This is a genomic window from Agrobacterium sp. M50-1 (assembly GCF_049843495.1).
GTDB lineage: Bacteria > Pseudomonadota > Alphaproteobacteria > Rhizobiales > Rhizobiaceae > Agrobacterium > Agrobacterium radiobacter.
Map to the genome: position 1 here is coordinate 92,802 of NZ_JBBHZH010000011.1, position 24,403 is coordinate 117,204.

The following is a 24,403-nucleotide window of genomic DNA, read 5'->3' on the forward strand; positions in this document are numbered from 1 at the left end:
ATGGAACGCGGATTTGCGCCCGCCCGGAAACAAAAAACCTCCCCCACGAACGGGAGAGGTCGTCATTTTTTACAGTGCCGGAGCGGCTTACCAGGACGGGATGACCGTGCCGTTGTACTTTTCCAGAATGAAGGCCTTCACTTCCGGGCTCTGGTAGGATTCCACCAGCGTCTTCACCCAGGGCTTGTCCTTGTCCTGCGCACGAACAGCGATGACATTCGCGTAAGGGGACTTTTCGCTTTCGACGGCGATGGCGTCCTTCTTCGGGTTCAGGCCGGCTGCCGTCGCATAGTTGGTGTTGATGACCGAAGCGTCGGTGTCATCAAGCGAGCGCGGCAGCTGGGCGGCGTCAAGTTCGACGATCTGGATGTTCTTCGGGTTTTCGGTGATATCGGCAGGCGTTACCTTCAGGCCGGCTTCTTCCTTGACCTTGAGGACACCCTTGGAAGCAAGCACCAGCAGTGCGCGGCCGCCATTGGTCGGGTCGTTCGGAATGCCGACGGTTGCGCCGTCCTTCAGCTCGTCAAGGCTCTTCACCTTCTTCGAATAAACGCCCATCGGGGTGGTGATGGTGGTGCCGACGCTGACGAGATCGAATTTGCGGTCAGCGATCTGGTTGTCGAGGTAAGGCTGGTGCTGGAAGGAGTTGGCCTGCAGCTCACCATCGGCCAGCGCCTGGTTCGGCACGACATAGTCGGAGAATTCGATGATATCGATATCGAGGCCCTTGGCGGCCGCGATCTTCTTCACCTGCTCCATGATCTGCGCGTGCTCGGCGGGGGTGACGCCGATCTTGATGGTCTCGGCCAGCGCCTGACCGGCGGTGAAGAGAGCGGCGAGCGAAGCCGCGAGGATGAGTTTCTTCATGGGTGTCTCCTTGGGTTGTTATTATAAACGCAGTTAATTCTTGCGGGTCCGCTTGTCGAAGCTGCGCGCCAGCCTGTCGCCGGCGCTCTGCACCAGCTGCACCAGCACGATCAGCACCAGAACCACCGCCAGCATCACGTCGGGCATGAAGCGCTGGTAACCATAGCGGATGCCGAGGTCGCCCAGCCCGCCGCCGCCGACTGCGCCGACCATGGCCGAATAACCGATGAGGCTGACCAGCGTGAGCGTGAGCGCCAGCGTGATACCGGGCTTGGCCTCCGCCAGTAGTACCTTGGTGACGATCTGCAGCGGGGTGGCGCCCATGGCGCGGGCGGCCTCGATGAGACCCTTGTCCACCTCGCGGATCGCCGCTTCCACCAGCCTTGCGATGAAGGGCACGGTTGCGACGGTGAGCGGCACGATGGCGGCGCTGGTGCCGATCGACGTGCCGGCAACGAGGCGGGTGAAGGGAATGATCGCCACGACAAGAATGATGAAGGGTGTGGAGCGCGCCGCATTCACGATGAGGCCGAGGACGCGGTTGGTCATTGGCGCGGGAAACAGTTCGCCCTTGCCGCTGGTGGCAAGGAAAACACCCATGGGCACGCCGATCAGCGAGCCGACGATGCCGGCGACCGCGACCATGTGCAGCGTCTGCCACAGGCCCTTGGAGAGAAGGTTGAACAGCATATCAGGCGACATAACCGAGCACCTCCGTGTGAAGACCGGTCTCAGCATAAAAGCGGCTGGCGCGGGCAGTGACCTCAGTCGAGGCCGGGTAGGAGACGACGAGCGAACCGAAGGGCTGGCCGGAAATTTCCTCGATGGTGCCTGCAAGGATGTTCACGTCGGGGCCGATTTCGGCAACCAGTCGGGCCGTGAGCGGCTGGAAAGCCGTTTCGCCGAAGAACACCAGACGAACCAGAACACGATCACCTTCCGCCGCCTGCGGCTTCAGCCCCGAGGTAACCCAGTGCGGCAGCTTCACGCCGACCGAGGACGACAGCAGGCTGCGGGTCGTCTCGTGTTTCGGCGCGGTGAAAATATCGAAGGTCGTGCCTTGCTCAACGATCAGCCCCCTGTCGATGACAGCCACCTGCGAGGCGATGGTCTTCACCACCTCCATCTCGTGGGTGATGAGCAGCACGGTGAGGCCGAGTTCGGCATTGATGCGCTTCAGAAGTTCAAGAATGGACTGGGTCGTCTCCGGATCGAGCGCCGATGTCGCCTCGTCGGAGAGAAGCAGCTTCGGCTGGGTGGCCAGCGCACGGGCAATGCCGACACGCTGCTTCTGGCCGCCGGAGAGTTCCGCCGGATAACGATTGGCCTTGTCGGAAAGCCCGACGAGATCGAGCAGCGGCGCAACGCGGGTTTCGATCTCCCTTTTGCCCATGCCGGCGATTTCGAGCGGCAGGGCCACATTGTCGAAAGCGGTGCGCGAGGACAAAAGGTTGAAGTGCTGGAAGATCATGCCCACGGAGCGGCGCAGCGTGCGCAGGCTCTTTTCATCGAGCGCCGCAACATCGACGCCATCAACGACCACACGGCCGGTCGAGGGCTTTTCGAGGCCGTTGGCGAGGCGGATCAGCGTGGACTTGCCCGCACCCGAGCGGCCGATGATGCCGGTGATGGAGCCTTTCGGCACGATGTAATCGATACCGGCAAGGGCTGCGAAGCCGGGCTTGCCACCCGTGCCGCCAAAGGTCTTGGTCACGCCTTCAAACGTGACCATCGGCTCCTTTGCCGCCCCTTCCGGGACCGCCTGTTCTGAACGCGCGGGCGATGCCGCACTGGATGGAAAACTCATTGTGAACTCTGGGAATGCGTGACGGATCGGGTCTCAAAAAATCCTGTTGCGGTGCTGAACCGCTCTCTTCATGCAGCCTTCGGGCACATTCGATGACAGCTGATTTTCCGGGTCATTTCGTCAGGCTTTCACTCAGAAATGCCGGGGATCGGCAATTCGATGGCGCATACTTGCCTGCACACGCCACCTTTTAACAGGGATGTTTTTTCAATTATCTGAAAAGAGAGGAAAAATCTACCGCAAAGCCGCGTGTGCGGCCCTGCGGCAGTCAAGATTTCACGGCGATATGAAAATCACACGCGGCTGACGAATTCTTCGGCCGGGCGGCGCACCTTCTTCAGGTTCACCAGCCAGTCGCCTTCCGGTTCACGGTAGCCGAGCGGCAGAATGGTGACGGAGCGCAGACCCTTTTCACGCAGGCCGAGGATTTCATCGAGCTTCGCGGGATCGAAGCCTTCCATCGGGGTGGAATCCACACCCTCGAAAGCGGCCTGCGCCACGGCCATGCCGAAGCCGATATAGGCCTGACGGGCGGCGTGTTCGAAATTCACCTGCTGCTCGCGCTGCGGATAGGTGGAGAGCAGCATCTGACGGTAGGCTTCCCAGCCTTCATTCTTGATGCCGCGTTCTTCATTGACCAGATCGAACATGTGGTTGATCCGCTCTTCGGTGTAATTGTCCCATGCTGCAAAGACCAGCAGGTGCGAGCCGTCGGTGACCTGCGCCTGGTTCCAGGCGATCTCGCGGATCTTCGCACGCACTTCTGGATCGGTGACGACGATCACTTCGAAGGGCTGCAGGCCGCTGGAGGTCGGCGCAAGCCGCGCCGCTTCCACGATCCGTTCAACCTTGTCTTCAGACACGGCCTTGGAAGGATCCATTTTCTTTGTGGCGTAACGCCAGTTGAGTTTTTCGATAAGCATGTTCGTTTTCCCTGGGAGGACCAGCCCGCCCTGCCCCTTGACCGGCAGAACGGACGCTACGCCGTCGTAGCCCGTCTGACATAGGAGACGGGACGGCGCGTGCAAGCAGGCACCGCGCGGTAACCGGTAAAAAAGTTTGGAAAACTGATAATAAGGGGAGAGAACTTTCTGGCCTGCCCTCGTAGCATCTTCTCGACGTCATCCTCGGGCCTCGGGACAAGCCCGAGGATGACGGTGGAGAGGTCTCACCCCTTCGTCACGCCATGGTTCCCCTTCGGGAAACCAGAGGCTAGCGCGCTGTACCACTTGCCGCTGTTCTTCAGCGTGCGCACCTGCGTGTCATAATCCACATGCACGAGGCCGAAACGCATGCGATAGCCCTCGGCCCATTCGAAATTATCCATCAGGCTCCAGGCGAAATAACCGCGCATCGGGTAACCGTCGCGGATGAGATCGGCGACGACGCCGAGGTGTTCGGCATAATAATCGAGACGCGGCTGGTCATTCACCTCACCGTTTTCAACGCCCATGTTGTAGCAGGCGCCGTTTTCGGTGATGTAGCATTCCGGCAGGTCGTAACGCTTGTAGAGCGCCTCCACCAGCGACTCGAGCGCCGGCGCGTAAACCTCCCAGCCGATATCGGTCTTCACATCACTGACGGCGGGGGCCGGTGTGGTCGCGGGGAACTCCGCGCCCGGCGTCGTATCGTCGGCAACGCGCATCGGCGTGTAATAATTCAGGCCCCACCAGTCGAGCTTCTGGCTGATGATGGCAAGGTCTTCCGCCTCCACCACAGGCATGCGGTCGCCCAGCGCTTCCATCATCTCGGCCGGATATTCGCCCTTGAAGACAGGATCGAAAAACGCGCCGTTGTGGAACTGGAAGGCCCGTTCGGCCGCCTTGAGATCGGCGTCGCTATCGGAAGCCGGGATGACGGAATGGGCGTTGAGCACCAGCCCCACCGGCACCTTCGGCGCGACATGGCGGGATGCCTCCACACCGAAACCATGGGCGAGATTGATGTGGTGCATGGCGGCAAGGGCCGCCTCCATGTTGCGCTCGCCCGGCGCGTGAATGCCGTAGAGATGGCTGAGCCACACCGCGCACCAGGGTTCGTTGAAGGTCGCCACCGCATCCAGCCGGTCGCCGAGGCGGGCCATGACGGTCTTGGCGTAACGCTGGAAGGCGTGCGCCGTGGAGCGCGAGGCCCAGCCGCCGTCGCCCATCAGGGTCAGCGGCAGGTCCCAATGGTAAAGCGTCGCATAGGTCTTGATGCCGCGCGCCTTGCAGCCGTCAACGAGGCGATCATAAAAATCCAGACCCTTCTCGTTGATCGGCCCGAAACCATCGGGAATGATGCGCGGCCAGGCGATGGAGAAACGATAGGCCTCGACACCCATGTCCTTGATGAGATCGAGATCCTGTTCCCAGCGATTGTAATGATCGCAGGCGACATCGCCATTGTGACGCTCGAAGACATGGCCCGGCATGTTGCAGAAGGCGTCCCAGATGGAGGGCTTGCGGCCATCCGCCCTGGTGGAGCCTTCGATCTGGAACGAGGCAGTCGCGACGCCGAAGAGGAAGTCGCCGGGGAAACGGGCTGCTAGCGTTTTGGGATCGGTCATCGGAGAGGCCCTTGTCGTCCATCGGGTGTAAAAAGATCAGCAGCGGTTTAGACCATGCCGCCTGCGAGGTACAGTCGGGCCGCAAAGAATCTACAACGTTTCAGGCTGCGCAGTTAACAAGCCCAAAGCGCTTTGCATGCGCTAATATCGCCGCAGCGGTTAGCCGGCGGCGCAAGAGGCAGGCCCGGCGAATGCGGGTGGAATGGGAAGTGGTGGAAGTATTTGCATTCACCGGGCCGCATCATAGAGACCATAATCACGGCCTCTCGCTTACAGCCTTTTCACGGCATCTATCCGATCGGCCCTTCCCGCCTCTGGCCGTACGGGACGCCTCTCCGAAACACGGTCTGCCAGAACCATGCTTTTCGATGCCGGCAGCCGGTTCGCAAAAGGCGCCGCGCGTATTGCCCTTCCGTTCCGGTTGCGGGAGGAATGATGCGGCCAAAGGGGGTGATGGGGATGGGAGGGGAAGAATTTTTTCGGAAGTGACTGAAAACGAAGGAGGGGTGGCGCAGAGTTCTCCTCACCCGTCAAAGCCTGCCAAGGAGCGAGCCGCCTTATCCGGCGTGCGACCTTCTTAGTCTCGCTATGGAATGGTATCTGCAGCATCAGGGCAGGAGACCGCGTGGGCGGCATCCTGCATATTCAACGTCATCCTCGGGCTTGTCCCGAGGATCCAAGCACCTCTCAATCAATTGAGACGTTGCAGATGCTCGGGACAGGCCCGAGCATGACGGAAGAGAGGTTTCGCAACTTAAACCAGCCAGTAAATGGGGGAGGTTCCCCCATTCACTGCCTTTGTACGAACCGGGCCGTCAAACGTAACGATTGACCACGTTTTCGAGATATTCCTGACGTCCGGACTTCGGCTGCGGATTGATATCCTCGCGCTCCACCAGTGCCGCAATCTCGTCGAGCTTCAGCTCGCCGCGCAGCATCTTCTGGGCTTCGGCCGAATCCCACTTGGCGTAACGCTCGGAAAGCGGCTTCGAAAGCGCGCCGTCCTCGATCATCTTCGCCGCCGCCTTCAGGCCTCGGGCGCAGCAATCCATGCCGCCGATATGGCCGATCAGCAGGTCCTGCGGATCGAGCGACTGACGGCGCAGCTTGGAATCGAAGTTGGTGCCGCCATTCTTGAAGCCGCCGCCGGCCAGAACATGGTAATAGGCAAGCGCCATTTCCGGCACGTTGTTCGGGAACTGGTCGGTATCCCAGCCGGACTGGTAATCGTTGCGGTTCATGTCGATGGAACCGAAAATGCCGAAGGCGTTGGCCATGGCCAGTTCGTGCTCGAAGGAGTGGCCGGCGAGGATGGCGTGGCCCTGCTCGATATTGACCTTCACTTCCTTTTCCAGACCGTTCTTCTGCAGGAAGGCATAAACGGTGGCGACATCGTAGTCGTACTGATGCTTGGTCGGCTCCTGCGGCTTCGGCTCGATCAGGATCGTGCCTTCAAAGCCGATCTTGTATTTGTATTCCACTACCAGATTGAGGAAGCGGCCGAGCTGGTCCAGCTCGCGGGAAAGATCGGTGTTGAGCAGGGTCTCGTAACCTTCGCGGCCGCCCCACAGAACATAATTCGCGCCGCCAAGCTTCTTGGTGGCGTCCATGCAGGTCTTCACGGTTGCGGCGGAGAAAGCGAAGACATCCGGGTCGGGATTGGTGGCGGCGCCGGACATGAAACGACGGTTGGAGAAGAGGTTCGCCGTGCCCCACAGAAGCTTCACGCCGGTATCCGCCTGCTTCTGCGCGAAATAGTCGACGATCTCATTGAGGTTCTTGGTGTTCTCAGCGAAGTTCTTGCCTTCCGGGCGCACGTCGGCGTCGTGGAAGCAATAAAACGGCGAACCGAGCAGCGAGAAGAATTCGAAAGCCACATCTGCCTTCAGCTTGGCGGCCTGCATCGTATCTTCAAACCACGGGCGCTCAAATGTCTGGCCGCCGAAGGGGTCACCGCCCGGCCAGGTGAAGGTGTGCCAATAGGCGACCGCAAAACGCAGGTGATCTTCCATGCGCTTGCCGGCGACGACTTCGTCGGGGTTGTAATGGCGGAAGGCCAGCGGATTGGTGCTGTCGGGGCCTTCATATTTGATCTTGGCTATATCGCCGAAGAAGCCTGTGGTCATTGGGTGGTTCCTCCATGGTGGGTTTGGGTGGTGTTCGAAAATTTCAGGGGCGGCGTTTGCCGCTCACCCCCCTCTGTCCTGCCGGACATCTCCCCCTCAAGGGGGGAGATCAGCAAGACGCGGTCTCGTCATTTCATTCTCGAAGCTGGAGAAGGGCGAGACCGCGTCTTGCTGATCTCCCCCCTTGAGGGGGAGATGCCCGGCAGGGCAGAGGGGGGGTGAAGCCGCACACTCAACGCCTCAATGCGAAAGCGGCCGAATAGCCGGATAAAGCGCGTGATAGCGCCGGTAAGCCTCCTCATAGGCACCGGCCAGATCAGCCACCGGCTCGATCGTCCGCGCCGTCTCCGGCTGCGAGCAGACCGCCACCGGATCGGCCCCCGTCGCGGCGATGAGGCCGAGGCGAGCCGCACCGAAGGCGGCGCCGAAATCGCCCTCTGCCGGAATATCGACGGGCACGCCGAGCGAGGTGGCGATGGAGGCCAGCCAATAGGCCGAGCGCGAGCCGCCGCCAATGGCGGTGACGCGGGAAATCGAGGTGCCGGCGGATTTCAGCGCTTCGAGATTGTCCCTGATCGCGAAGGTGACGCCTTCCAGCACAGCCTGCGTCAGCGCCTTGCGGTCGCTTTCATGCGAAAGGCCGATGAAGGAACCGCGGATGGCGGCGGCGTTATGCGGTGTGCGCTCACCGGAAAGGTAGGGCGCGAAGGTGACGCCGGTCGGCGCAAGCAGCGTCTCGCCCAGCTCACCGGTCAGATCGGCGGCGGATTGCCCGGTGAGGCGCGAATACCAGTTCAGCGCATCCGTCGCGGAAAGGATGACGCCCATCTGGTGCCAGGTGTTGGGCAGCGCGTGGCAGAAGGCGTGCACGGCGCTTTCCGGCTTCGGCAGGTAAGATGCATTGGCGGCGAAAAGCACGCCCGATGTGCCGAGCGACACGAAGGCATGGCCTTCCTTCACCGTGCCCATGCCGCAGGCGGAAGCGGCATTATCACCTGCGCCGCCGGCGACGACGGCACGGCCGGAAATGCCCCATTCGGAAGCAAGCTCGGCGCGCAGCACGCCCGCCTCATCCGTGCCTTCCACCAGCGACGGCATGTGCTTTTCATCCATCCCGGTGGCGGCGAGCAACTCGGAAGACCATTTGCGCGCGCCAGTATCGAGCCAGGAGGTGCCGGCGGAGTCGGACATCTCAGAGATGTATTCACCCGTCAACCAAAGACGCAGATAATCCTTCGGCAGCAGTACCTTGGCGACTTTCGCGAAGATATCGGGTTCGTTTTTCGCCACCCAGGCAAGCTTCGGCGCGGTGAAGCCGGGGAAAACGATATTGCCGGTGATCTTGCGGAAACGCGGATCGGCATCCAGCGCGGCGGCCTCGGCATGGGAGCGCGTGTCGTTCCACAGGATGCAGGGGCGCAGCACCTTGCCATCGGCATCAACAAGCGTCGCACCATGCATCTGGCCGGAAAGGCCTATGCCCTTGACGGCGGCAAGCTCCCCAGGAAACTTCTGCTTCAGGCCGGCAACGGCTGTTCTGGTCGCGGCAATCCAGTCCGCCGGGTCCTGTTCGGACCAGCCGTGATGCGGGCGCGAAACGTCCAGCGAGCCGTTGGCCGAGCCGATGATTTTCTGATCGCCGTCCATCAGCAGGGCTTTGACGCCTGACGTGCCAAGATCGAGACCGAGATACATGTATTTCTCCATTCCGGCGCGCCATGCGCCGCTTTCAGCGTTTTTTAAAGTCGCCGCATTTCCGGACGGAAAACCGGCGGCCACTTTTCCTGGAAATGCTCTCCTCAGGGCAGATTGTCCCTGAGGAATATGTCGATACGGATACGTTCCTGCGCGGCGATGACGGGCAGGCCATCGGCGCGCGCCTTCAACACGCGGATGGCGCTGCGCACCTCGTGGCCGGCATCCTGGTTGAGCACGGCATCGAGCAGCCCTTCCCGCAGCGCATTGGCGGTGTTTTCCGTCAGTTCATGGGCGATGACCGAAAGCGCCCTTTCGCCATCTGCGGTCCCAAGCGCCCGGATGAGGCCGCGATTACCCGCACCGAGACTGTAGATGCCTGACAGTGCGGCATTGCCGAGCGCCTCGCGCACCAGCGTCTCGACGGTCAGCGGATCGTCCCTGCCCTCCAGCACCGGCAGCAGCCGCAGCTGGGGAAATTCGGATTCGATGACGGCGCGAAATCCTTCCAGACGCTCGCGGTGGTCGCGCACCAGCATAGAGCCGGCGACAACAGCGACATCGCCGCCGCGTCCGGAGAGGAAACGCCCCATCAGGCTCGCCGCCGTGCGCCCGGCCGCGACGTTGTCCACACCGGCATAATGATCGCGCCGCGAACCGGAGAGATCGGAGACCAGCGTCACCGTGGCGATGCCGTCTTCCGCCAGCCGGTCGGCGACTTCCGCCACATCTTCGGAATCGGTGGCGACGAAGGCGACGCCCGAGGGTTTTTCCCGGCGTGCAACTTCCAGAGCTTCCGTCAGTGCCGCGGCATTAAACGGCGGCACCTCGATGACACGGATGGCCGTGCGCTCCAGATGGGAACGGCTGGCAGCAGCCCGCACCTCGGCGCGCAGGGTCGCCATGAAGGAATTGTCATTGCCGGGCAGGATGAAGATCATCGAGTAATTGCGGCCCTTGGCCAGATTGGCGGCCGCGATATCGCGCACATAACCCAGCTCGGCAATGGCCGCTTCCACCCGTGCCCGCGTTGCCGCATGCACGCCGGGGCGCATGTTCAGCACCCGGTCGATGGTGGCGAGACTGACGCCCGCGCGCTCGGCGATATCGTGAACTGTAGGCTTCATGGCTCCTCCCTCCCCCTTGCATATCCAGCTTTGCCGCCGCCGTAAATCGAAAAATGATGTACGTACCTCACAATTCATCAAATGGCTGCGGTATATCAAGAGCGGCATGGGCTGCGGTTAATAAAGGGTCCGCCGGTAGTCCTGCTCCAGCTGCTCGTCCATCTTCTGCATCTCATCCCCGTTCGTCGGCGCACCTGTCGTCTCATCGAGAATGATCTTGATAAGCGAGGGCATTTCCGACCGGACCTGGAAATGTGCCGGATCCCACAGGCGGGAGCGCCTGAACGCCTTGGCGCAATGCATGAAAACCTCGTCCACCTTTACGACGATGGCAAGTTTGGGGGTACGATCCGCGATGCTCATGAACTTCAGGATCTCGGGATCATTGCTCAGTGTCGCGCGCCCGTTCACCCGCAGGGTGTCGTCGAAACCTGGCACGACGAACAACAGTCCGACAATAGGATTGGCGATGATATTGCTGAGGGTATCGAGGCGATTATTGCCCGGCCGGTCCGGTATCGCCAGGGTGCGGGCATCGAGAACCTTTACAAAGCCCGCCGGATCGCCGCGGGGGCTGACATCGGCCTTTCCTTCGAGATTCTGGGTGCCGATGCAGAGAAACGGCGACCGCCTTATGAATTCCTGCGCATGCTCGCCGAGCCTGTCCTGACACTTCTGTACCGCCAGGGCATGTGTCGGCTCGAACAGCCCGCGAAGCGACTGCTCATCCGTGATTGCAAAGTCTGGATTGAGTTCCAAGGCCATCATGATCTCCCCCTCTGAACTGCCCCGCCCAGCCGGCCAAAATCCGGGTCAGCCGTCCTCCCGGCCCGGTTTTCGCCCATCTGCGCATTTTTGAGGTACGTACCTCAAGAATTGATATACATCGCTTGCGCGCTGCGATCAACAGGCGAAATCGGGATTTCAGCCGGATATAAAAAAGGGGCCGTCATTTCCGACGGCCCCAGCTCTGCGGTGGATGGGAGGGGATTGTTATCAGTGCGCCGCGTCTGGCGGCGGCGCTGCCTTGGGTTTCTGGATCAGCACGGTCATGAAGATCAGGCTGGAGAACAACAGCGTCAGTGCGAAGAACACATCGGCAAAGGCCAAGATCCAGGCCTGCTGCGAGACCATGCCGACCATTTTCTTGACGGCGACGGAGGCGCCGTCCAGCCCGTAGGAATCATAGTTGGCGCCGACATTGTTCAGCCATTCCAGCGCCTGCGGGTTGGAGTAGCTGATATGTTCGGCCAGCCGCACATAATGGTCGTCGGTGCGCTGCGACAGCATGGTGTTGATGACGGCAAGACCGACAGCGCCGCCGAGGTTACGGGTGAGGTTGAACAGGCCCGACGCATTACGGATACGGGCCGGCGGCAGCGTGCCGAGCGCGATGTTGTTGATCGGCACCATACACATCATCAGGCCGAAACCGCGCAGGATCTGCGGGATCAGCAGCTCGTAAAAGTCCCAGTCGGTCGTCACATGCGTCATGATCCAGGTGCCGCAGCCGAAGCTGATGAAGCCGATCGCCATCATCGCCCGCGGATCGAGCTTGGTCGAAACCTTGCCGGCAATCGGCGCGGTGAAGAACATCGCAAGACCGGATACGAACATGGTCTCGCCGATCATCAGCGCATCATAACCCCTCACCCGGCCAAGATAGAGCGGGTAGAGATAGGTCAGGCCGTAAAGCCCGATGCCCATGACGAAGGAGAAAAGCGAGCCGATGGAGAAGTTGCGGTCCGCAAAGGCGCGGATGTCAACCACGGGGAATTCCACCTTGAAGGCACGCCAGAAGAAAACCACCGCACCGATGACCATGGCGACCGTTCCCATGACGATATGCTCGTCGTTGAACCAGTCCTTGTTGTTGCCCTCTTCCAGCACATATTCCAGCGAGCCGAGGAAGACCGCCATGGAGATCAGCCCCCACCAGTCGAACTTCTTCCAGAGCGAGTGCTCCGGCTTGTCGAAATCAATGAGGCTCCAGGTCAGGATGGTGACGATGATGCCGGGAATGATGTTGACGAGGAACAGCCAGTGCCAGGAAAAGGCATTGGAGAGATAACCGCCGACCGTCGGGCCGATGGTGGGTGCAAGCGTGGCGACGAGACCGATGATCGGAGAGACGACCGAGCGCTTGGACGGCGGGAAGATGGTGAAGGCGGCCGCAAAGACGGACGGGATCATGCCGCCGCCGATAAAGCCCTGGATCGCCCGATAGACGATCATCTGGTCGATATTGGTGGCGGTGGCGCAGAGCGCGCTCGAAATCGTGAAGCCCGCAGCACAGGTGGCGAAAAGCACGCGCGTGGAGAGGATGCGCGCCAGCGTGCCCGAAAGCGGGATCATGATCACTTCGGCGATCAGGTAGGAGGTCTGCACCCAGGCGATCTCGTCCGAGCCGGCGCCGAGGCCGGCCTGGATTTCCGCCAGCGAGGCGGAAACGATCTGAATGTCGAGAATGGACATGAACATGCCGAAGACCATCGCGAAGAACGCGATGAGCCTGCGCCTGTCCATCGGGGGATCGGCGGGGATGGACGCCCCGCCCGTACCGACAACCGTAGCCGCCATGATCTTGCCCTCAACGGTGCGTCAAAGACGCGCCTTACTTGGCTTCCGGGTTGACTTGCGCCGTTCTGGTGGTTTCCGGCGCCGTGCGGGTATCAACATCGACAACGACGCTGAGGCCGGCGCGGAGATTGTGCTTTTCAAGGTCTTCCTTGGAGAAGACGATACGAACCGGCACGCGCTGGATGACCTTGGTGAAGTTGCCCGTCGCATTTTCCGGCGGCAGCATGGAGAAGACCGAGCCGGAACCGGGCGAAATCGACTGCACCGTGCCTTCGATCGTCGCGTCATCAAACGCGTCGACATGCACGCGCACCTTCGAACCGGGCACGACGCGGGCAAGCTGCGTCTCCTTGAAATTGGCGTCGATATAAAGCTCGTTCATCGGCACCAGCGAAGCCAGACGCTTGCCGACAGAGACCAGATCGCCGTTCTGCACACCGAGATTGCCGATGACGCCGTCATAAGGCGCCTTCAGAACCGTGAAGGCCAGGTCGCGGGCGGCCTTGTCCCTGGAAAGCTGCAACGAACGGATGGTGCTTTCGGCTTCCTCGCGCTGGGCGCGCAGAAGCTCGACATTGGCCTTGGCCGACGCAATCGCCGCCTCGCCCGCCACGACATTCGCCCTGGCCTGATCGAGCGCGACCTGGGCGCTGTCGGAAGCGGCAACCGTGCCGACATCCTTCGCCTGCAGTTCGCTGGCGCGCTTCTGGGTGATTTCCGCGCCGCGAAGGGCGGCGTCGAGCGCACCCTTCTGGGCAACGGCCTGTTCCTGCGCGGCTTCGCCGCCGATGATCTGCGCGTCGATACGCTTCAGCGACAGTTCCTCGGTGCGGATCTGGGCTTCGGCCTGTTCCAGAGCGATGCGATAGTCGCCGTCATCAAGCGTCACCAGCGGGTCACCCGCCTTGACTTCCTGGTTTTCGACCACGTTCACCTTGGCGACATAACCGGAAACCTTCGGCGCGATGACCGCGATGTCACCTTCTATATAGGCATCATCCGTCGACACCATGAAGCGGCCATCGACCCACCAGTTGTAACCATACCAGCCGCCGGCGGCGAGAATGGCAAGGGCGAAGACCGGCAGAAGCGGCGAACGCTTCTTGGCCTTCGGTGCTGCAACGGTCTGGGCCGGCTGCTGCGGCACGGCCTCGGCCGGCTTTGCGGGAGAGGTCTCGGCCTTGGCAGAGATATCCGCCTCTTCCGCATCGTTGACGGCGCGAACCGCGCTATTCTTCTGGGCCGACATGAGAATGTACCGTGATAAATTGAAGAAAGTTTTTCGAACTGAACCGTTCGGTTCGATTGACATAATCTCTTTCCTGACACATATCAAGTGCTATCGAACCGATTGGTTCGACGTTCGGTTAATTTTTTTTACGCCATTACGATGCTAAGAGGCGGCAGGGATGGCAAGTGAAGACAGGGATATGGAGACGGAAACGGAAACGGGCTGTCCGGGTAATACCGCCGGGCGTTTTGCGGCGGGCGAAGACCCGGCCAAACGCGACCAGATTCTGGCCGGCGCCTGGCGCGTGTTCAAGCGCAAGGGCTTCGATGCCGCCAGCATGAACGACATCACCCGGGAAGCGGGCGTTTCCAAGGGCACGATCTATGTCTATTTCTCCAACAAGGAGGATTTGTTCGTTGCCCTCGTCGACCATCACCGCAACGAATTCGCCACCTCCATGCGCCATATTCTCGAGGGCACCGAGGAGGTCCGCGAGGGGCTGGAACAGTTCGGCAAGGCTTTTGCCAACAAGATGATCTGTTCCGACATGATCCCCGCCATGCGCTCGGTGATCGGCGTCATCGATCGCATGCCGAAGCTGGCGCAGCGATTTTTCCTCTCCGCGCCAAATAATGTGCGCACGGTGCTGTTGGATTTCATCCAACATCAGGTCGAGATCGGCCATCTGAAGGTGGATGACCCGGAGTTGGCCGCGCGGCAATATATCGAGCTTTCCACCGGCACCTTCTTCAAGCTGCGGCTGTTCGGCGAGCTGGAAGGCCCGGTTCCCGAAGAGGAACTGGACCGGATAATCGGCAGCGCCATTAACGTGTTCATGGCTGCCTACGGAACCGACAAGGCGTAAAATCATTCAGCAACGGGCGAACGGACCGGCAACGGCACGGCGTCAGATACGCGGTTTGCGCGAAATTTCGATGAAATCTTGCCCATCACAGGGGCGGTCTCCTTGTTTCTCGCGTATTGCGCTATAAATTCCACCCACCGAATGTTTCGGGTGGCCTTGTTGCTGAAAGGAAAAATTCCCTGATGGAGTCCGTTCTCCCTCTACTGTCCGACCCCGCCGCCTGGGTGGCGCTCATCACCCTGATCGTCATGGAGGTCGTGCTTGGTATCGACAACCTGATCTTCATCTCGATCCTCACCAACAAGCTTCCGCCTGAACAGCGCGAAAAAGCCCGCAAGATCGGCATCGGCCTTGCGCTCGTCATGCGGCTTGGCCTGCTCGGCACCATCGCGTGGATCGTGCAGCTGACCACCCCGGTCTTCGAAATCTTCGGCCATGCCTTCTCGTGGAAGGACATGATCCTGATCGCCGGCGGTCTCTTCCTGATGTGGAAGGCCACCAAGGAAATCCACCACAATGTCGACCCGGAAGACCATAAGGAAGACATGGTCGGCGGCCCCGTGGGCATGAATTTCGGCGCCGCCATCGGCCAAATCCTGCTGCTCGACCTCGTCTTCTCGGTGGACAGCATCATCACCGCCGTCGGCATGACGCCGCATCTGCCGATCATGATCGTCGCTGTCATCGTCGCCGTCACCGTGATGCTTCTGGCCGCAACGCCGCTTGCCAACTTCATCGAGCGCAACCCCACCATCGTCATGCTGGCCCTCGCCTTCCTGATGATGATCGGCACGACGCTGATTGCCGAAGGCATGGGCTTCCATGTTCCGAAGGGCTACGTTTATGCCGCCATGGCGTTTTCGGCGCTGGTGGAACTGCTCAACATGCTGGCCCGCAATGCGCGGCGTCGAAAGAAGGCGGAAGCCGCCGGCGACGTGCATTGATGTTGCCGTGACGTGCCCCTGATTTTCCGGGGCCCGTTTGCAGACGGGTCTCGGATTGATGAAGGACCGCCTCATCCTCGGCTCAAGGCCGAGGATAACGGAAAGCTTTAGGCAGATGGGCGGCCATCCAAAGCCTTCTGCGCGAAGCACGCTTCCACCGATCGGCATCTTTATTTCCGTCCGGAACCTCAAAGCCGCGGCTTGCGTTTCAATGCATCCTCGCCGTACACCCGGCGACGGCGCGTTTTTCTCCTTCGAAAGCAAACAGGCAGCATGACAACCGACCAGATCCTCGCCTTCACCGTGATCGCCGGCATGATGGTCGCGTTCATCTGGGACAGGTTCCGTTACGATGTCGTCGCCTGCAGCGCATTGCTGGTGGCGGTGGCGGTGGGGGTCGTGCCTTTCGAGAAGGCTTTCTCCGGTTTTTCGGATGATATCGTCATCATCGTCGGCAGCGCGCTGATCGTCAGTTCGGCCGTGGCGCGCTCCGGCATCGTCGATATGACGATCAAGAAATATTTTCCCGAAATGCACTCCAAGAGCCTGCAGCTTGCCTTTCTGATGATCGTCGTCGCTGTCATGTCGGCCTTCATCAAGAATATCGGCGCGCTCGCCATCATGATGCCGGTCGCTTTTCAGTTTGCCCGCAAATCCGGCAGCCCCGTTTCCTATTATCTGATGCCCATGGCCTTTGCGGCACTTCTGGGCGGGGTGATGACGCAGATCGGCACCTCACCCAACATCGTCGTCTCGCGGCTGCGCGAGGAGATGACCGGGCAGAGCTTTTCGATGTTCGACTTCACTCCCGTCGGCGCGGGACTGACCGTCATCGGCATCATCTTCCTGACCTTCGGTTATCGCCTTCTGCCGGTCCGCAACCGCCAGCAGGCATCGGTGGAGGATATTCTCGACCAGTCGGCCTATACCGCAGAAGCGACGCTGCCCGCCGACAGCACCTATACGGACAAGCCGCTGCGCGAATTGCTCAAACAGGCCGATGGCGACGTCATCGCCAGCACCATCCTGCGCGGGCCGAGGCGCATCTCCCCCTTCCCCGATGTGAAGCTCAAGGCCGGCGACACCGTGCTTCTCGAAGGCAGCCCGGAAGGGCTCGACCGCATCGTCTCGCAGGCAAAGCTGCTGTTGTCAGGCAAGCCGCTGATGGAGAACGGCCAGAAGACCGCCGATCTCATTGCCATGGAAGCGGTCATCAGCAATGAATCGGTGCTGAGCGGCATTTCGGCGCGCGAGCTTTCGCTCTCCTATACGCGCGGCGTCAATCTGATCGCCGTCAACCGCCGCGGCCAGCGCGTCAGCCAGCGGCTCTCCGAGCTGACATTGCAGGCCGGGGACGTCATTCTTTTGCAGGGCAGCCGCAAGAACCTGCCGCAGGTCCTGCAGGAGTTTTCGCTCTTGCCACTGGCGCAGCGGGAAATCCTGCTTGGCGTGCAGCGCCGCGCACTGCTGCCCGTCATCGTGCTCGCCGCCGCCATGATCGCCGCCGGCAGCGGACTGGTGCCTGTCTCGGTCGCATTCTTCGCCGCCGCCTTCCTGATGATCGTCGTCGGCGCGATCCCGCTGACCGAGGTCTATAAATCGATCGACGGACCGATCCTCGTCATGCTCGCCGCCCTCATTCCCGTCAGCGACAGTCTGCGCACCAGCGGGGCGAGCGAGTTGATCGCCGCCTGGCTCGGCCATGCGGCGCAGGGGTTGCCGCCGTTTGCGGCGCTCGGCATGATCCTGCTCACCGCCATGGCGGTCACGCCCTTTCTCAACAATGCCGCGACCGTTCTCGTCATGGCCCCCATCGCCGCCGGTTTCGCCACCACGCTCGGCTTCAGGCCCGAGGCCTTTCTGATGGCGGTGGCGATCGGCGCGGGCTGCGATTTCCTCACCCCCATCGGCCACCAGTGCAACACGCTGGTGATGGGCCCCGGCGGTTATCGTTTCAGCGATTATCCGCGTCTCGGCCTGCCGCTGTCGATTATGATCGTCATCGCCAGCATTCCCATGCTGCTTTACGTCTGGCCGGTTTCCTGAAACTTTTCCCGAAAAAGCGCGGCATCCTTGCATCGCTGCAATGCGTCGAGGCAAGACGGCAAATATCCTTATTTCCTTGACGCCTGCGGCATAATATGGCCTAAGCCGATGCCGAACGGGAATGTGCAAAAGCGCGCGTGATACGTGTCTTTCCGCATGATTTCCTGCCGCATTCAAACGAAAACTCCGTGATATAAGGGCTACTTCGCCCCCATGTCACTGCCACGTCACGACGAGTGAATTTCATGACCACTTCCGGCGTTCGCGTCCGCATCGCACCTTCCCCCACCGGCGAGCCCCATGTCGGCACCGCCTATATCGCGCTGTTCAACTATCTCTTCGCCAAGAAACACGGCGGCGAGTTCATCCTGCGCATCGAGGATACCGACGCCACCCGCTCAACGCTGGAATATGAGCAGAAGGTGCTCGAGGCGCTGCGCTGGACCGGCCTCACCTGGTCGGAAGGTCCCGATGTCGGTGGCCCTTACGGTCCCTATCGCCAGTCCGAGCGCAAGCCGATGTACTTGCCCTATGCCGAAGAGCTGCTGGAAAAGGGCCATGCCTTTCGCTGTTTCTGCACGCCCGAGCGGCTTGAGCAGATGCGCGAGGCGCAGCGCGCCGCCGGCAAGCCGCCGAAATATGACGGCCTTTGCCTCCACCTGAAGGCCGAGGAAGTGACCGCCCGCGTTGCCGCCGGCGAAGCCAACGTCGTGCGCATGAAGATCCCGACCGAAGGTTCGTGCGATTTCCATGACGGCGTCTACGGCGATGTCTCTATCCCGTGGGATTCGGTCGACATGCAGGTGCTGATCAAGGCCGACGGCATGCCGACTTACCACATGGCAAACGTCATCGATGACCATCTGATGAAGATCACCCATGTGGCGCGCGGCGAAGAATGGCTGGCATCCGTGCCCAAGCACATCCTGCTTTATCGTTATTTCGGCTGGGAGCAGCCGGTGTTCATGCATCTGTCGCTGATGCGCAACGCCGACAAGTCCAAGCTCTCCAAGCGCAAGAACCCGACCTCGATCTCCTATTACTCCGCGCTCGGCTACCTGCCGGAAGCGCTGATGAACTTCCTTGGCCTCTTCTTCATCCAGATCGCCGAAGGCGAAGAGCTTTTGACCATGGACGAGCTGGCGGCGAAGTTCGACCCGGAAGCGCTTTCCAAGGCCGGCGCCATCTTCGATATCCAGAAGCTGGACTGGCTGAACGGCCGCTGGCTGCGCGAAAAGCTTTCGCCGGAAGAGTTCATCTCCCGCACGCTGGAATGGGCGATGGAGAATGCACGCCTGACCGAGGGCCTGAAGCTTGCGCAGAGCCGCATTTCCAAGCTCGGCGAATTGCCGAACCTTGCCGGCTTCCTGCTGGCAAGCGATGCCGGCCTGACGCCGGCCTCCTTTGCGGGCCTGAAGAGCAAGCCGGAGGAAATCCACGAAATCCTCACCACCGTTGCCGCCGATCTGGAAAAAATGCCGGACTGGAACGTGGAAGCGATCGAGGCCGAACTGCGCGATGTCGCCGAACGCACGGGCAAGAAGCTGCGCGTCGTCACGCCGCCGCTTTTTGTCGCCATGTCCGGTTCGTCGCGTTCGCTGCCGCTGTTTGACAGCATGGCGCTGCTCGGCCGCTCCGTGGTGCGCCAGCGGCTGAAGGCGGCGATTGCCGTTGTGGCCACGATGGTCGGCAGCGGAAGCTGATAATTTGATGCTGGCGGTGACGGCAGCATTCTAGAATACGCCCTCTGCCTGGGGCTTACCCCCCTCTGCCCTGCCGGGCATCTCCCCCTCAAGGGGGGAGATCGACAAGCGGCTGACACCTTGCCCATGGAACGGGCGGGCGCGGCATCCGATCTCCCCCCTTGAGGGGGAGATGCCCGGCAGGGCAGAGGGGGGTAAGCCCAGCGCACAGAGGCCACCCGCAACAAACAAAGCCCGCTAAAGGCGAACACAATGAACGACAAGACAACCGAAACCACCGCCCTTTCCTCCGACGCGACAGAAGTGCGCCGCCAGAAACTTGCGCTGCTGCGCGAGCAGATCGGCGATGTCTATCCGGCGCATTTCCACCGCACGCTGACCAATGCGGAGCTGGCGGAAAAATATGCCGATATCGAAGCCGACGTCGAAACCGGCGACACGGTGACGGTGGCGGGCCGCGTTTATTCATCGCGCAATTCCGGCATGTTCATGGATATCCATGACGCCTCGGGCAAGGTGCAGATCTTCTCCCACAAGGATACGACGCCGGAAACAGCGCGCAATCTTCTGCCGATGATCGACATTGGCGACATCATCGGCGTGACCGGCAAGGTGCGTCGTACCAAGCGCGGCGAGCTGACGATCAACGCCGAAGAAATCACCATGCTGACCAAGTCGCTGCTGCCGATGCCGGAGAAGTGGCATGGCGTTTCCGATATCGAGCTGCGTTACCGCAAGCGCCATCTCGATATTCTCGCCAACGAGGAATCCAAGCTGCGCTTCCTGCAGCGCTCGAAGATCCTGTCCGGCATGCGCCGTTTCATGGAGGACGAAGGCTTCCTCGAAGTGGAAACACCGATGCTGCAGACCGTTTATGGCGGTGCGACGGCCGATCCGTTCAAGACCTTCCACAACACGCTGAAGATGGACATGTATCTGCGCATCGCGCCGGAACTGTTCCTGAAGCGCACGCTGGTATCAGGCCTTTCCGACAAGGTCTTCGAAATCAACCGCAACTTCCGCAACGAAGGCGTTTCCACAAGGCACAATCCTGAATTCACTATGATGGAGTGCTATTGGGCCTATGCCGACTACGAAGACATCATGGGTCTCGTGGAGCGGCTGTTCGAGACGCTGGCGATTGCCCTGCACGGCACGACCGAAGTTGAATTCCAGGGCCAGACGATCTCCTTCAAGGGTCCGTTCAAGCGCGTTCCTATGCCCGATGCGGTAAAGGAAGCGACCGGTATCGACTTCCTCGCCATCAAGACCGATGAAGAAGCCCGCGCTGCCGCCAAGGCCGCCGGTTTTGCCGTCGAGAAGGACTGGACCTGGGGCGAATGCCTTGCCTTCATCTTCGAAGAGAAGGTGGAAGGCACGCTGATCCAGCCGAGCCACGTCACGCATTTCCCGAAGGACATCTCGCCCTTCGCCAAGGAAGTGCCGGGCGAACCGCGCCTCGTCGAGCGTTTCGAGAGCTATTGCAACGCCTGGGAAGTGGGCAACGCCTTCTCCGAACTCAACGATCCCGAAGAACAGCGCCGCCGCATGGTGGAGCAGCTGGAGCAAGCCCATGCCCGCGGCGAAAAGGACAAGCAGCTCGACGACGAATTCCTCGACGCCATCGACCAGGGCATGCCGCCCGCCGGCGGCCTCGGTATCGGTGTCGATCGTCTGATCATGCTGCTCACCAACGCGCCCTCGATCCGCGACGTTATCCTCTTCCCGGCCCGCCGCAACAAGGCGGACTGATCAGACGAAACCGGGGGCGGCCTCGCGGCCGCCTGCCGCTCCCCGATTTTCTCGCTGGTGGCGAAGGGGACGTATTTTTTCGGCGTCATCCTCGTGCCTGTGCCGAGGACCTAATCACGTCCAATAAAGTCAATCCGTTGCAGATCCTCGGGACAGGCCCGCGGATGACGCCGGAGTGTGTGGCGAGGCTTCGCCCCGTTTGCTGTCGGCTTTCCTCTCCCTACATAGACACGGCAAGTAACTATTCGGCCATCTGTGAGCGGATCGAATAAATTCATATAACTTTTAGTAGAATATACTGGCGATATCGCCTCAACTTGTGATACCCATTCCGCATCATTCGCATTGTGTTTGACGGCTTTCGATCAGGAGCCGCCGGGGGGAAATACGCATGCCCGAGAATGAGCTTCCCAGATACCAGCCTGATATGTTCGCAACCCCTGAAAAGGAATGCGACGTGGTGATGAAGGGCGGCATCACCTCCGGTGTCGTTTATCCCTATGCGGTTCTGGAACTGGCGCGCCGATACCGTTTCCGCTCGATTGGCGGCACATCGGCCGGGGCGATTGCCGCCGCTTTCGCGGCTGCGGCAGAATATTCCCGCACCGTCAGGAAGGATCCCGATGGGTTCACCCGCCTGCAGGCCCATTGCGACACGATACCCACTATTCTGGACAGGCTTTTCCAGCCGGAGCGCCGTTTTCGCCCCCTGATGCGATATCTGCTCTGGGCGCAGGCCGGTGGCTGGCCGGGCAAGGTTTTGGGCTTGCCCATGGCTTTTCCGCTGGCGGCCATAACAGGCATTGTCATCGGCGCCGGCATCTTGTGGGCTCTGGGTGGCGGTTGCGCCGGGTCCGTTCTCGGCGGGCTGGTGGGCATGCTGGCCGGCATCCTTGGCCAGATGCTGTGGCTGGTTTTTCACCGGTTGCCGAAGGACGGCTTCGGCTTCTGTTCAGGACTGACGGTTTCCGATGCGGAGGTTCCGGGCCTGACGGAATGGCTGCATGCCTCGATCCAGGACATTGCTTTCGGCGGCGACGCCGCAACGGCGCCGCCGCTGACCTTCGGCGATCTCATTGGCCCGGAGCCGGAGAAGCCGGTCATAAACCTGAAGATGGTCACGACGAACCTGTCAATGCGGCGGCCGCACACGCTTCCGACCACGAATCTCATGGTGGCCTACGACCCGAAGGAATGGAGCCGGCTGTTTCCCGCCGGCGTGATGGACTGGCTGAAGCAGATCGCGACACCGGGCGGACCCTTTCCCGAACTCAAGGCCTTTCCGGAACCCGCCCAGCTGCCGGTCATCATCGCAACGCGCATGAGCCTGAGTTTCCCGGTCCTGTTCAAGGCCATTCCGGCCTATACCAATGATCGCGGCACGCTGGATATAGTGCGGCGTATCAGCGGCGACGCGCGGCCCGTCATGAAGGCGAAAATCTGGTTTTCCGATGGCGGCATCAGCAGCAACTTTCCCATTCATCTTTTCGACGCCCTGCTTCCGTCGCGTCCGACTTTCGCCCTCAGCCTTGATGAATTGCCGAAATCCATCGCCGGCAGCATGAAGCGCGTCACTATCCCGCAGGCGGCTGGCGAAGGGATAGGCGTGCCCGTTCACAAGATGGAAAAAATGAGCGGCTTCCTGGGCAGCATCCTCAGTTCGGCGAAGGACTGGCAGGACCAGTCCCTCGCCACCATGCCCGGCCAAAGGGAGCGCATCGCCCGCGTTTTCCTCAATGAGGAGGAAGGCGGGCTAAACCTGACGATGCCGCCGGAACGCTCGGCAAAACTGATGAGCTACGGCCTCGAGGTCGGGTCGCTTTTTGCAAATGGCGCGCTGGATTTCGACGAGCATCGCTGGCGACGGACGCTTGTTGCCTATGACCGGCTGGAAGACGCGGTGTTTGCGACTGAGCGGCTGTGGAGCGAAGGCAAATATGAAGAATGGCTGACGGGTTACATTGACGAGATCAAAAGCTACGAAGCCGTGACAAAGGGTGAGCGGGAAAAGCTGATCGCCCGAATTGCCGCCTTTGCCGCCCTGTCGCAGAGTTTCTCTCCGGCAATCGTCAACAAGCGCAAGAAATTTCCAAATCCGGCTGGCCGTCTGCGGATCGGACCCGATATCTGACGCGACCGGGGGCAAGGTCGCCGGAAGGTCTCTCCGAGAAGCGCCCTCGCCCGCTTAGTGGCTTGCGGCCTTTTTCTCCGCACCCGGTTCTTCTGCCGGCGCATTTTCGGTCGCCGGCTTCTCTTCCGCCGCCTGTGCGGTCGTCGAGCCTTTTCCGAAGATCAGCGATTTCAGGTAGGACAGGCTGAAGATGCTGCCGCCGTCGGCTTCCGGTGTCGAGGTCAGAAGTTCATCGGCGGTGGGTTCGCCATGCGCTTCGGGAGACGGGGTTTCGCCATGGGCTTCCGCACCGGCGCCGCCTTCCTTGGTTTCCGCCGGCGCGCCGCCGTGGCCGCCTGCGCCATCATCCTTGGTTTCGCCGTGGCCCGTCGCGCTCTTTGCGGGTTTTGCGTCGTGGCCTTCGGAGCCGGCATCCAGAGCCGGGGTTGCGCAATCGGCTGAATCGCTGAGGCTTGCCGCCAGCGCTTCGGTATCTTCCAGCGGCAAATCGATGCGCAGCCCGTAAAATTGCCCGGTGCCGTTTGCCGCGCCATCGTAATAAAAGGCCGAATAACGCCGCGCCTCCGCACCCTCAGGAATTTTGGCGAGGTCCGGGATGAAAACCACCTGTGCGGCAATGGCGCGGCCGCGCATTTCCGAGCGCAGCTGCGGACCGTTCTTGTCGAGCACGGAGACCTGAACCAGATCGGGTTTCTGCTTGTCGTAAACCGCCTGGGCGACGCGCAGTGCGGTCTTCAGCCGCTCTGTGCCATCACCGCCCTGGGTACGAATGAATTTACGGACCCATAAAGAACCGTTCTTGCGAATGTTGACTGTCTGGACCGCGTCGCAGGAGAGCCCGTTGGTGGAAGCGTAGGATGGACCAAGCAGCCGATCGCTGCCGATTAATACGGCAGCAGAACCGGTCGCACCCGCCAAAAGCAGGATCCCGCCTCCAATCATAACGAGCTTGCGCGAAAACCGCATTCGTCCGAATACAGC

The 24,403-nt window shown here is 61.0% G+C and carries 18 protein-coding genes; 6 read left to right on the forward strand and 12 right to left on the reverse strand.

The genetic code is table 11. From position 1 onward, the window contains the following. Positions 1–87 precede the first annotated feature (87 nt). The 11 genes from WDZ78_RS21605 to WDZ78_RS21655 form a co-directional block, all read right to left on the reverse strand. Complete coding sequence (locus WDZ78_RS21605; protein WP_020009080.1) at positions 88–867, reverse strand: MetQ/NlpA family ABC transporter substrate-binding protein; 780 nt, start codon at positions 865–867, stop codon at positions 88–90. Between the two features lie 33 nt (positions 868–900). Then, positions 901–1,569: a methionine ABC transporter permease gene (locus WDZ78_RS21610; protein WP_425674205.1), complete on the reverse strand. Its 669-nt coding sequence runs from the start codon at positions 1,567–1,569 to the stop codon at positions 901–903. Beyond that, entirely contained in the window at positions 1,559–2,599 is a 1,041-nt protein-coding gene (locus tag WDZ78_RS21615; protein WP_425674206.1) for a methionine ABC transporter ATP-binding protein, read from the reverse strand. The genes WDZ78_RS21610 and WDZ78_RS21615 overlap by 11 nt, the downstream gene beginning before the upstream one ends. Positions 2,600–2,967: 368 nt before the next feature. Continuing rightward, positions 2,968–3,597, reverse strand: a complete 630-nt coding sequence (locus WDZ78_RS21620; RefSeq protein WP_425674207.1) for an NAD(P)H-dependent oxidoreductase — start codon at positions 3,595–3,597, stop codon at positions 2,968–2,970. Between the two features lie 245 nt (positions 3,598–3,842). Continuing rightward, complete coding sequence (locus WDZ78_RS21625; protein ID WP_425674208.1) at positions 3,843–5,222, reverse strand: GH1 family beta-glucosidase; 1,380 nt, start codon at positions 5,220–5,222, stop codon at positions 3,843–3,845. A gap of 815 nt (positions 5,223–6,037) precedes the next feature. After that, entirely contained in the window at positions 6,038–7,348 is a 1,311-nt protein-coding gene (gene xylA / locus WDZ78_RS21630; protein WP_174055139.1) for a xylose isomerase, read from the reverse strand. A 240-nt stretch (positions 7,349–7,588) separates the two neighbouring features. Beyond that, positions 7,589–9,043 carry a xylulokinase gene (xylB, locus tag WDZ78_RS21635; protein ID WP_425674226.1) on the reverse strand — a complete coding sequence of 485 codons (1,455 nt, stop codon included), beginning with the start codon at positions 9,041–9,043 and terminating at the stop codon, positions 7,589–7,591. A 104-nt stretch (positions 9,044–9,147) separates the two neighbouring features. Beyond that, positions 9,148–10,170, reverse strand: a complete 1,023-nt coding sequence (locus tag WDZ78_RS21640; RefSeq protein ID WP_425674210.1) for a LacI family DNA-binding transcriptional regulator — start codon at positions 10,168–10,170, stop codon at positions 9,148–9,150. A gap of 117 nt (positions 10,171–10,287) precedes the next feature. Then, positions 10,288–10,938 (reverse strand): pyridoxamine 5'-phosphate oxidase family protein, encoded by a 651-nt coding sequence (locus tag WDZ78_RS21645; protein ID WP_425674211.1) that lies wholly within the window; start codon positions 10,936–10,938, stop codon positions 10,288–10,290. A gap of 228 nt (positions 10,939–11,166) precedes the next feature. Further along, positions 11,167–12,750: a DHA2 family efflux MFS transporter permease subunit gene (locus tag WDZ78_RS21650; RefSeq protein ID WP_020009089.1), complete on the reverse strand. Its 1,584-nt coding sequence runs from the start codon at positions 12,748–12,750 to the stop codon at positions 11,167–11,169. Between the two features lie 34 nt (positions 12,751–12,784). Next, on the reverse strand, positions 12,785–13,999 hold the full coding sequence (locus tag WDZ78_RS21655) for an HlyD family secretion protein (protein WP_020009090.1): 1,215 nt from the start codon (positions 13,997–13,999) through the stop codon (positions 12,785–12,787). 160 nt (positions 14,000–14,159) lie between these two features. Here WDZ78_RS21655 and WDZ78_RS21660 point away from each other — a divergent pair, with 160 nt between their 5' ends. From WDZ78_RS21660 to WDZ78_RS21685, 6 genes are all read left to right on the forward strand, one after another. Beyond that, positions 14,160–14,846 carry a TetR/AcrR family transcriptional regulator gene (locus tag WDZ78_RS21660; protein WP_425674212.1) on the forward strand — a complete coding sequence of 229 codons (687 nt, stop codon included), beginning with the start codon at positions 14,160–14,162 and terminating at the stop codon, positions 14,844–14,846. A 182-nt stretch (positions 14,847–15,028) separates the two neighbouring features. After that, a complete protein-coding gene (locus WDZ78_RS21665) occupies positions 15,029–15,790 on the forward strand; it encodes a TerC family protein (RefSeq protein WP_425674213.1) in 762 nt (253 codons plus the stop codon). Between the two features lie 273 nt (positions 15,791–16,063). Further along, entirely contained in the window at positions 16,064–17,836 is a 1,773-nt protein-coding gene (locus WDZ78_RS21670; RefSeq protein WP_425674214.1) for an SLC13 family permease, read from the forward strand. A 245-nt stretch (positions 17,837–18,081) separates the two neighbouring features. After that, positions 18,082–19,539 carry a glutamate--tRNA ligase gene (gene gltX / locus WDZ78_RS21675; protein ID WP_425674215.1) on the forward strand — a complete coding sequence of 486 codons (1,458 nt, stop codon included), beginning with the start codon at positions 18,082–18,084 and terminating at the stop codon, positions 19,537–19,539. Positions 19,540–19,791: 252 nt separating this feature from the next. Further along, positions 19,792–21,291, forward strand: a complete 1,500-nt coding sequence (gene lysS / locus WDZ78_RS21680; protein ID WP_045022439.1) for a lysine--tRNA ligase — start codon at positions 19,792–19,794, stop codon at positions 21,289–21,291. A 427-nt stretch (positions 21,292–21,718) separates the two neighbouring features. After that, positions 21,719–23,422 carry a patatin-like phospholipase family protein gene (locus WDZ78_RS21685; protein WP_425674227.1) on the forward strand — a complete coding sequence of 568 codons (1,704 nt, stop codon included), beginning with the start codon at positions 21,719–21,721 and terminating at the stop codon, positions 23,420–23,422. A 54-nt stretch (positions 23,423–23,476) separates the two neighbouring features. Here the strand turns inward: WDZ78_RS21685 and WDZ78_RS21690 are convergent, their stop codons facing one another. Continuing rightward, positions 23,477–24,388, reverse strand: a complete 912-nt coding sequence (locus WDZ78_RS21690; protein WP_425674228.1) for a hypothetical protein — start codon at positions 24,386–24,388, stop codon at positions 23,477–23,479. Between the last annotated feature and the right edge of the window lie 15 nt (positions 24,389–24,403).

What these genes read in the sequence shown, in the direction of transcription:
- WDZ78_RS21660 (WP_425674212.1), top strand. Translation starts at nt 14,160, where the DNA reads ATGGCAAGTGAAGACAGGGATATGGAGACGGAAACGGAAACGGGCTGT.
- WDZ78_RS21690 (WP_425674228.1), bottom strand. Translation starts at nt 24,388, where the DNA reads ATGCGGTTTTCGCGCAAGCTCGTTATGATTGGAGGCGGGATCCTGCTT.
- WDZ78_RS21615 (WP_425674206.1), bottom strand. Translation starts at nt 2,599, where the DNA reads ATGGTCACGTTTGAAGGCGTGACCAAGACCTTTGGCGGCACGGGTGGC.
- WDZ78_RS21610 (WP_425674205.1), bottom strand. Translation starts at nt 1,569, where the DNA reads ATGTCGCCTGATATGCTGTTCAACCTTCTCTCCAAGGGCCTGTGGCAG.
- WDZ78_RS21640 (WP_425674210.1), bottom strand. Translation starts at nt 10,170, where the DNA reads ATGAAGCCTACAGTTCACGATATCGCCGAGCGCGCGGGCGTCAGTCTC.
- WDZ78_RS21655 (WP_020009090.1), bottom strand. Translation starts at nt 13,999, where the DNA reads ATGTCGGCCCAGAAGAATAGCGCGGTTCGCGCCGTCAACGATGCGGAA.
- WDZ78_RS21665 (WP_425674213.1), top strand. Translation starts at nt 15,029, where the DNA reads ATGGAGTCCGTTCTCCCTCTACTGTCCGACCCCGCCGCCTGGGTGGCG.
- gltX (WP_425674215.1), top strand. Translation starts at nt 18,082, where the DNA reads ATGACCACTTCCGGCGTTCGCGTCCGCATCGCACCTTCCCCCACCGGC.
- WDZ78_RS21625 (WP_425674208.1), bottom strand. Translation starts at nt 5,222, where the DNA reads ATGACCGATCCCAAAACGCTAGCAGCCCGTTTCCCCGGCGACTTCCTC.
- WDZ78_RS21685 (WP_425674227.1), top strand. Translation starts at nt 21,719, where the DNA reads ATGTTCGCAACCCCTGAAAAGGAATGCGACGTGGTGATGAAGGGCGGC.
- WDZ78_RS21620 (WP_425674207.1), bottom strand. Translation starts at nt 3,597, where the DNA reads ATGCTTATCGAAAAACTCAACTGGCGTTACGCCACAAAGAAAATGGAT.
- xylB (WP_425674226.1), bottom strand. Translation starts at nt 9,043, where the DNA reads ATGTATCTCGGTCTCGATCTTGGCACGTCAGGCGTCAAAGCCCTGCTG.
- WDZ78_RS21605 (WP_020009080.1), bottom strand. Translation starts at nt 867, where the DNA reads ATGAAGAAACTCATCCTCGCGGCTTCGCTCGCCGCTCTCTTCACCGCC.
- WDZ78_RS21650 (WP_020009089.1), bottom strand. Translation starts at nt 12,750, where the DNA reads ATGGCGGCTACGGTTGTCGGTACGGGCGGGGCGTCCATCCCCGCCGAT.
- WDZ78_RS21670 (WP_425674214.1), top strand. Translation starts at nt 16,064, where the DNA reads ATGACAACCGACCAGATCCTCGCCTTCACCGTGATCGCCGGCATGATG.
- xylA (WP_174055139.1), bottom strand. Translation starts at nt 7,348, where the DNA reads ATGACCACAGGCTTCTTCGGCGATATAGCCAAGATCAAATATGAAGGC.
- WDZ78_RS21645 (WP_425674211.1), bottom strand. Translation starts at nt 10,938, where the DNA reads ATGATGGCCTTGGAACTCAATCCAGACTTTGCAATCACGGATGAGCAG.
- lysS (WP_045022439.1), top strand. Translation starts at nt 19,792, where the DNA reads ATGAACGACAAGACAACCGAAACCACCGCCCTTTCCTCCGACGCGACA.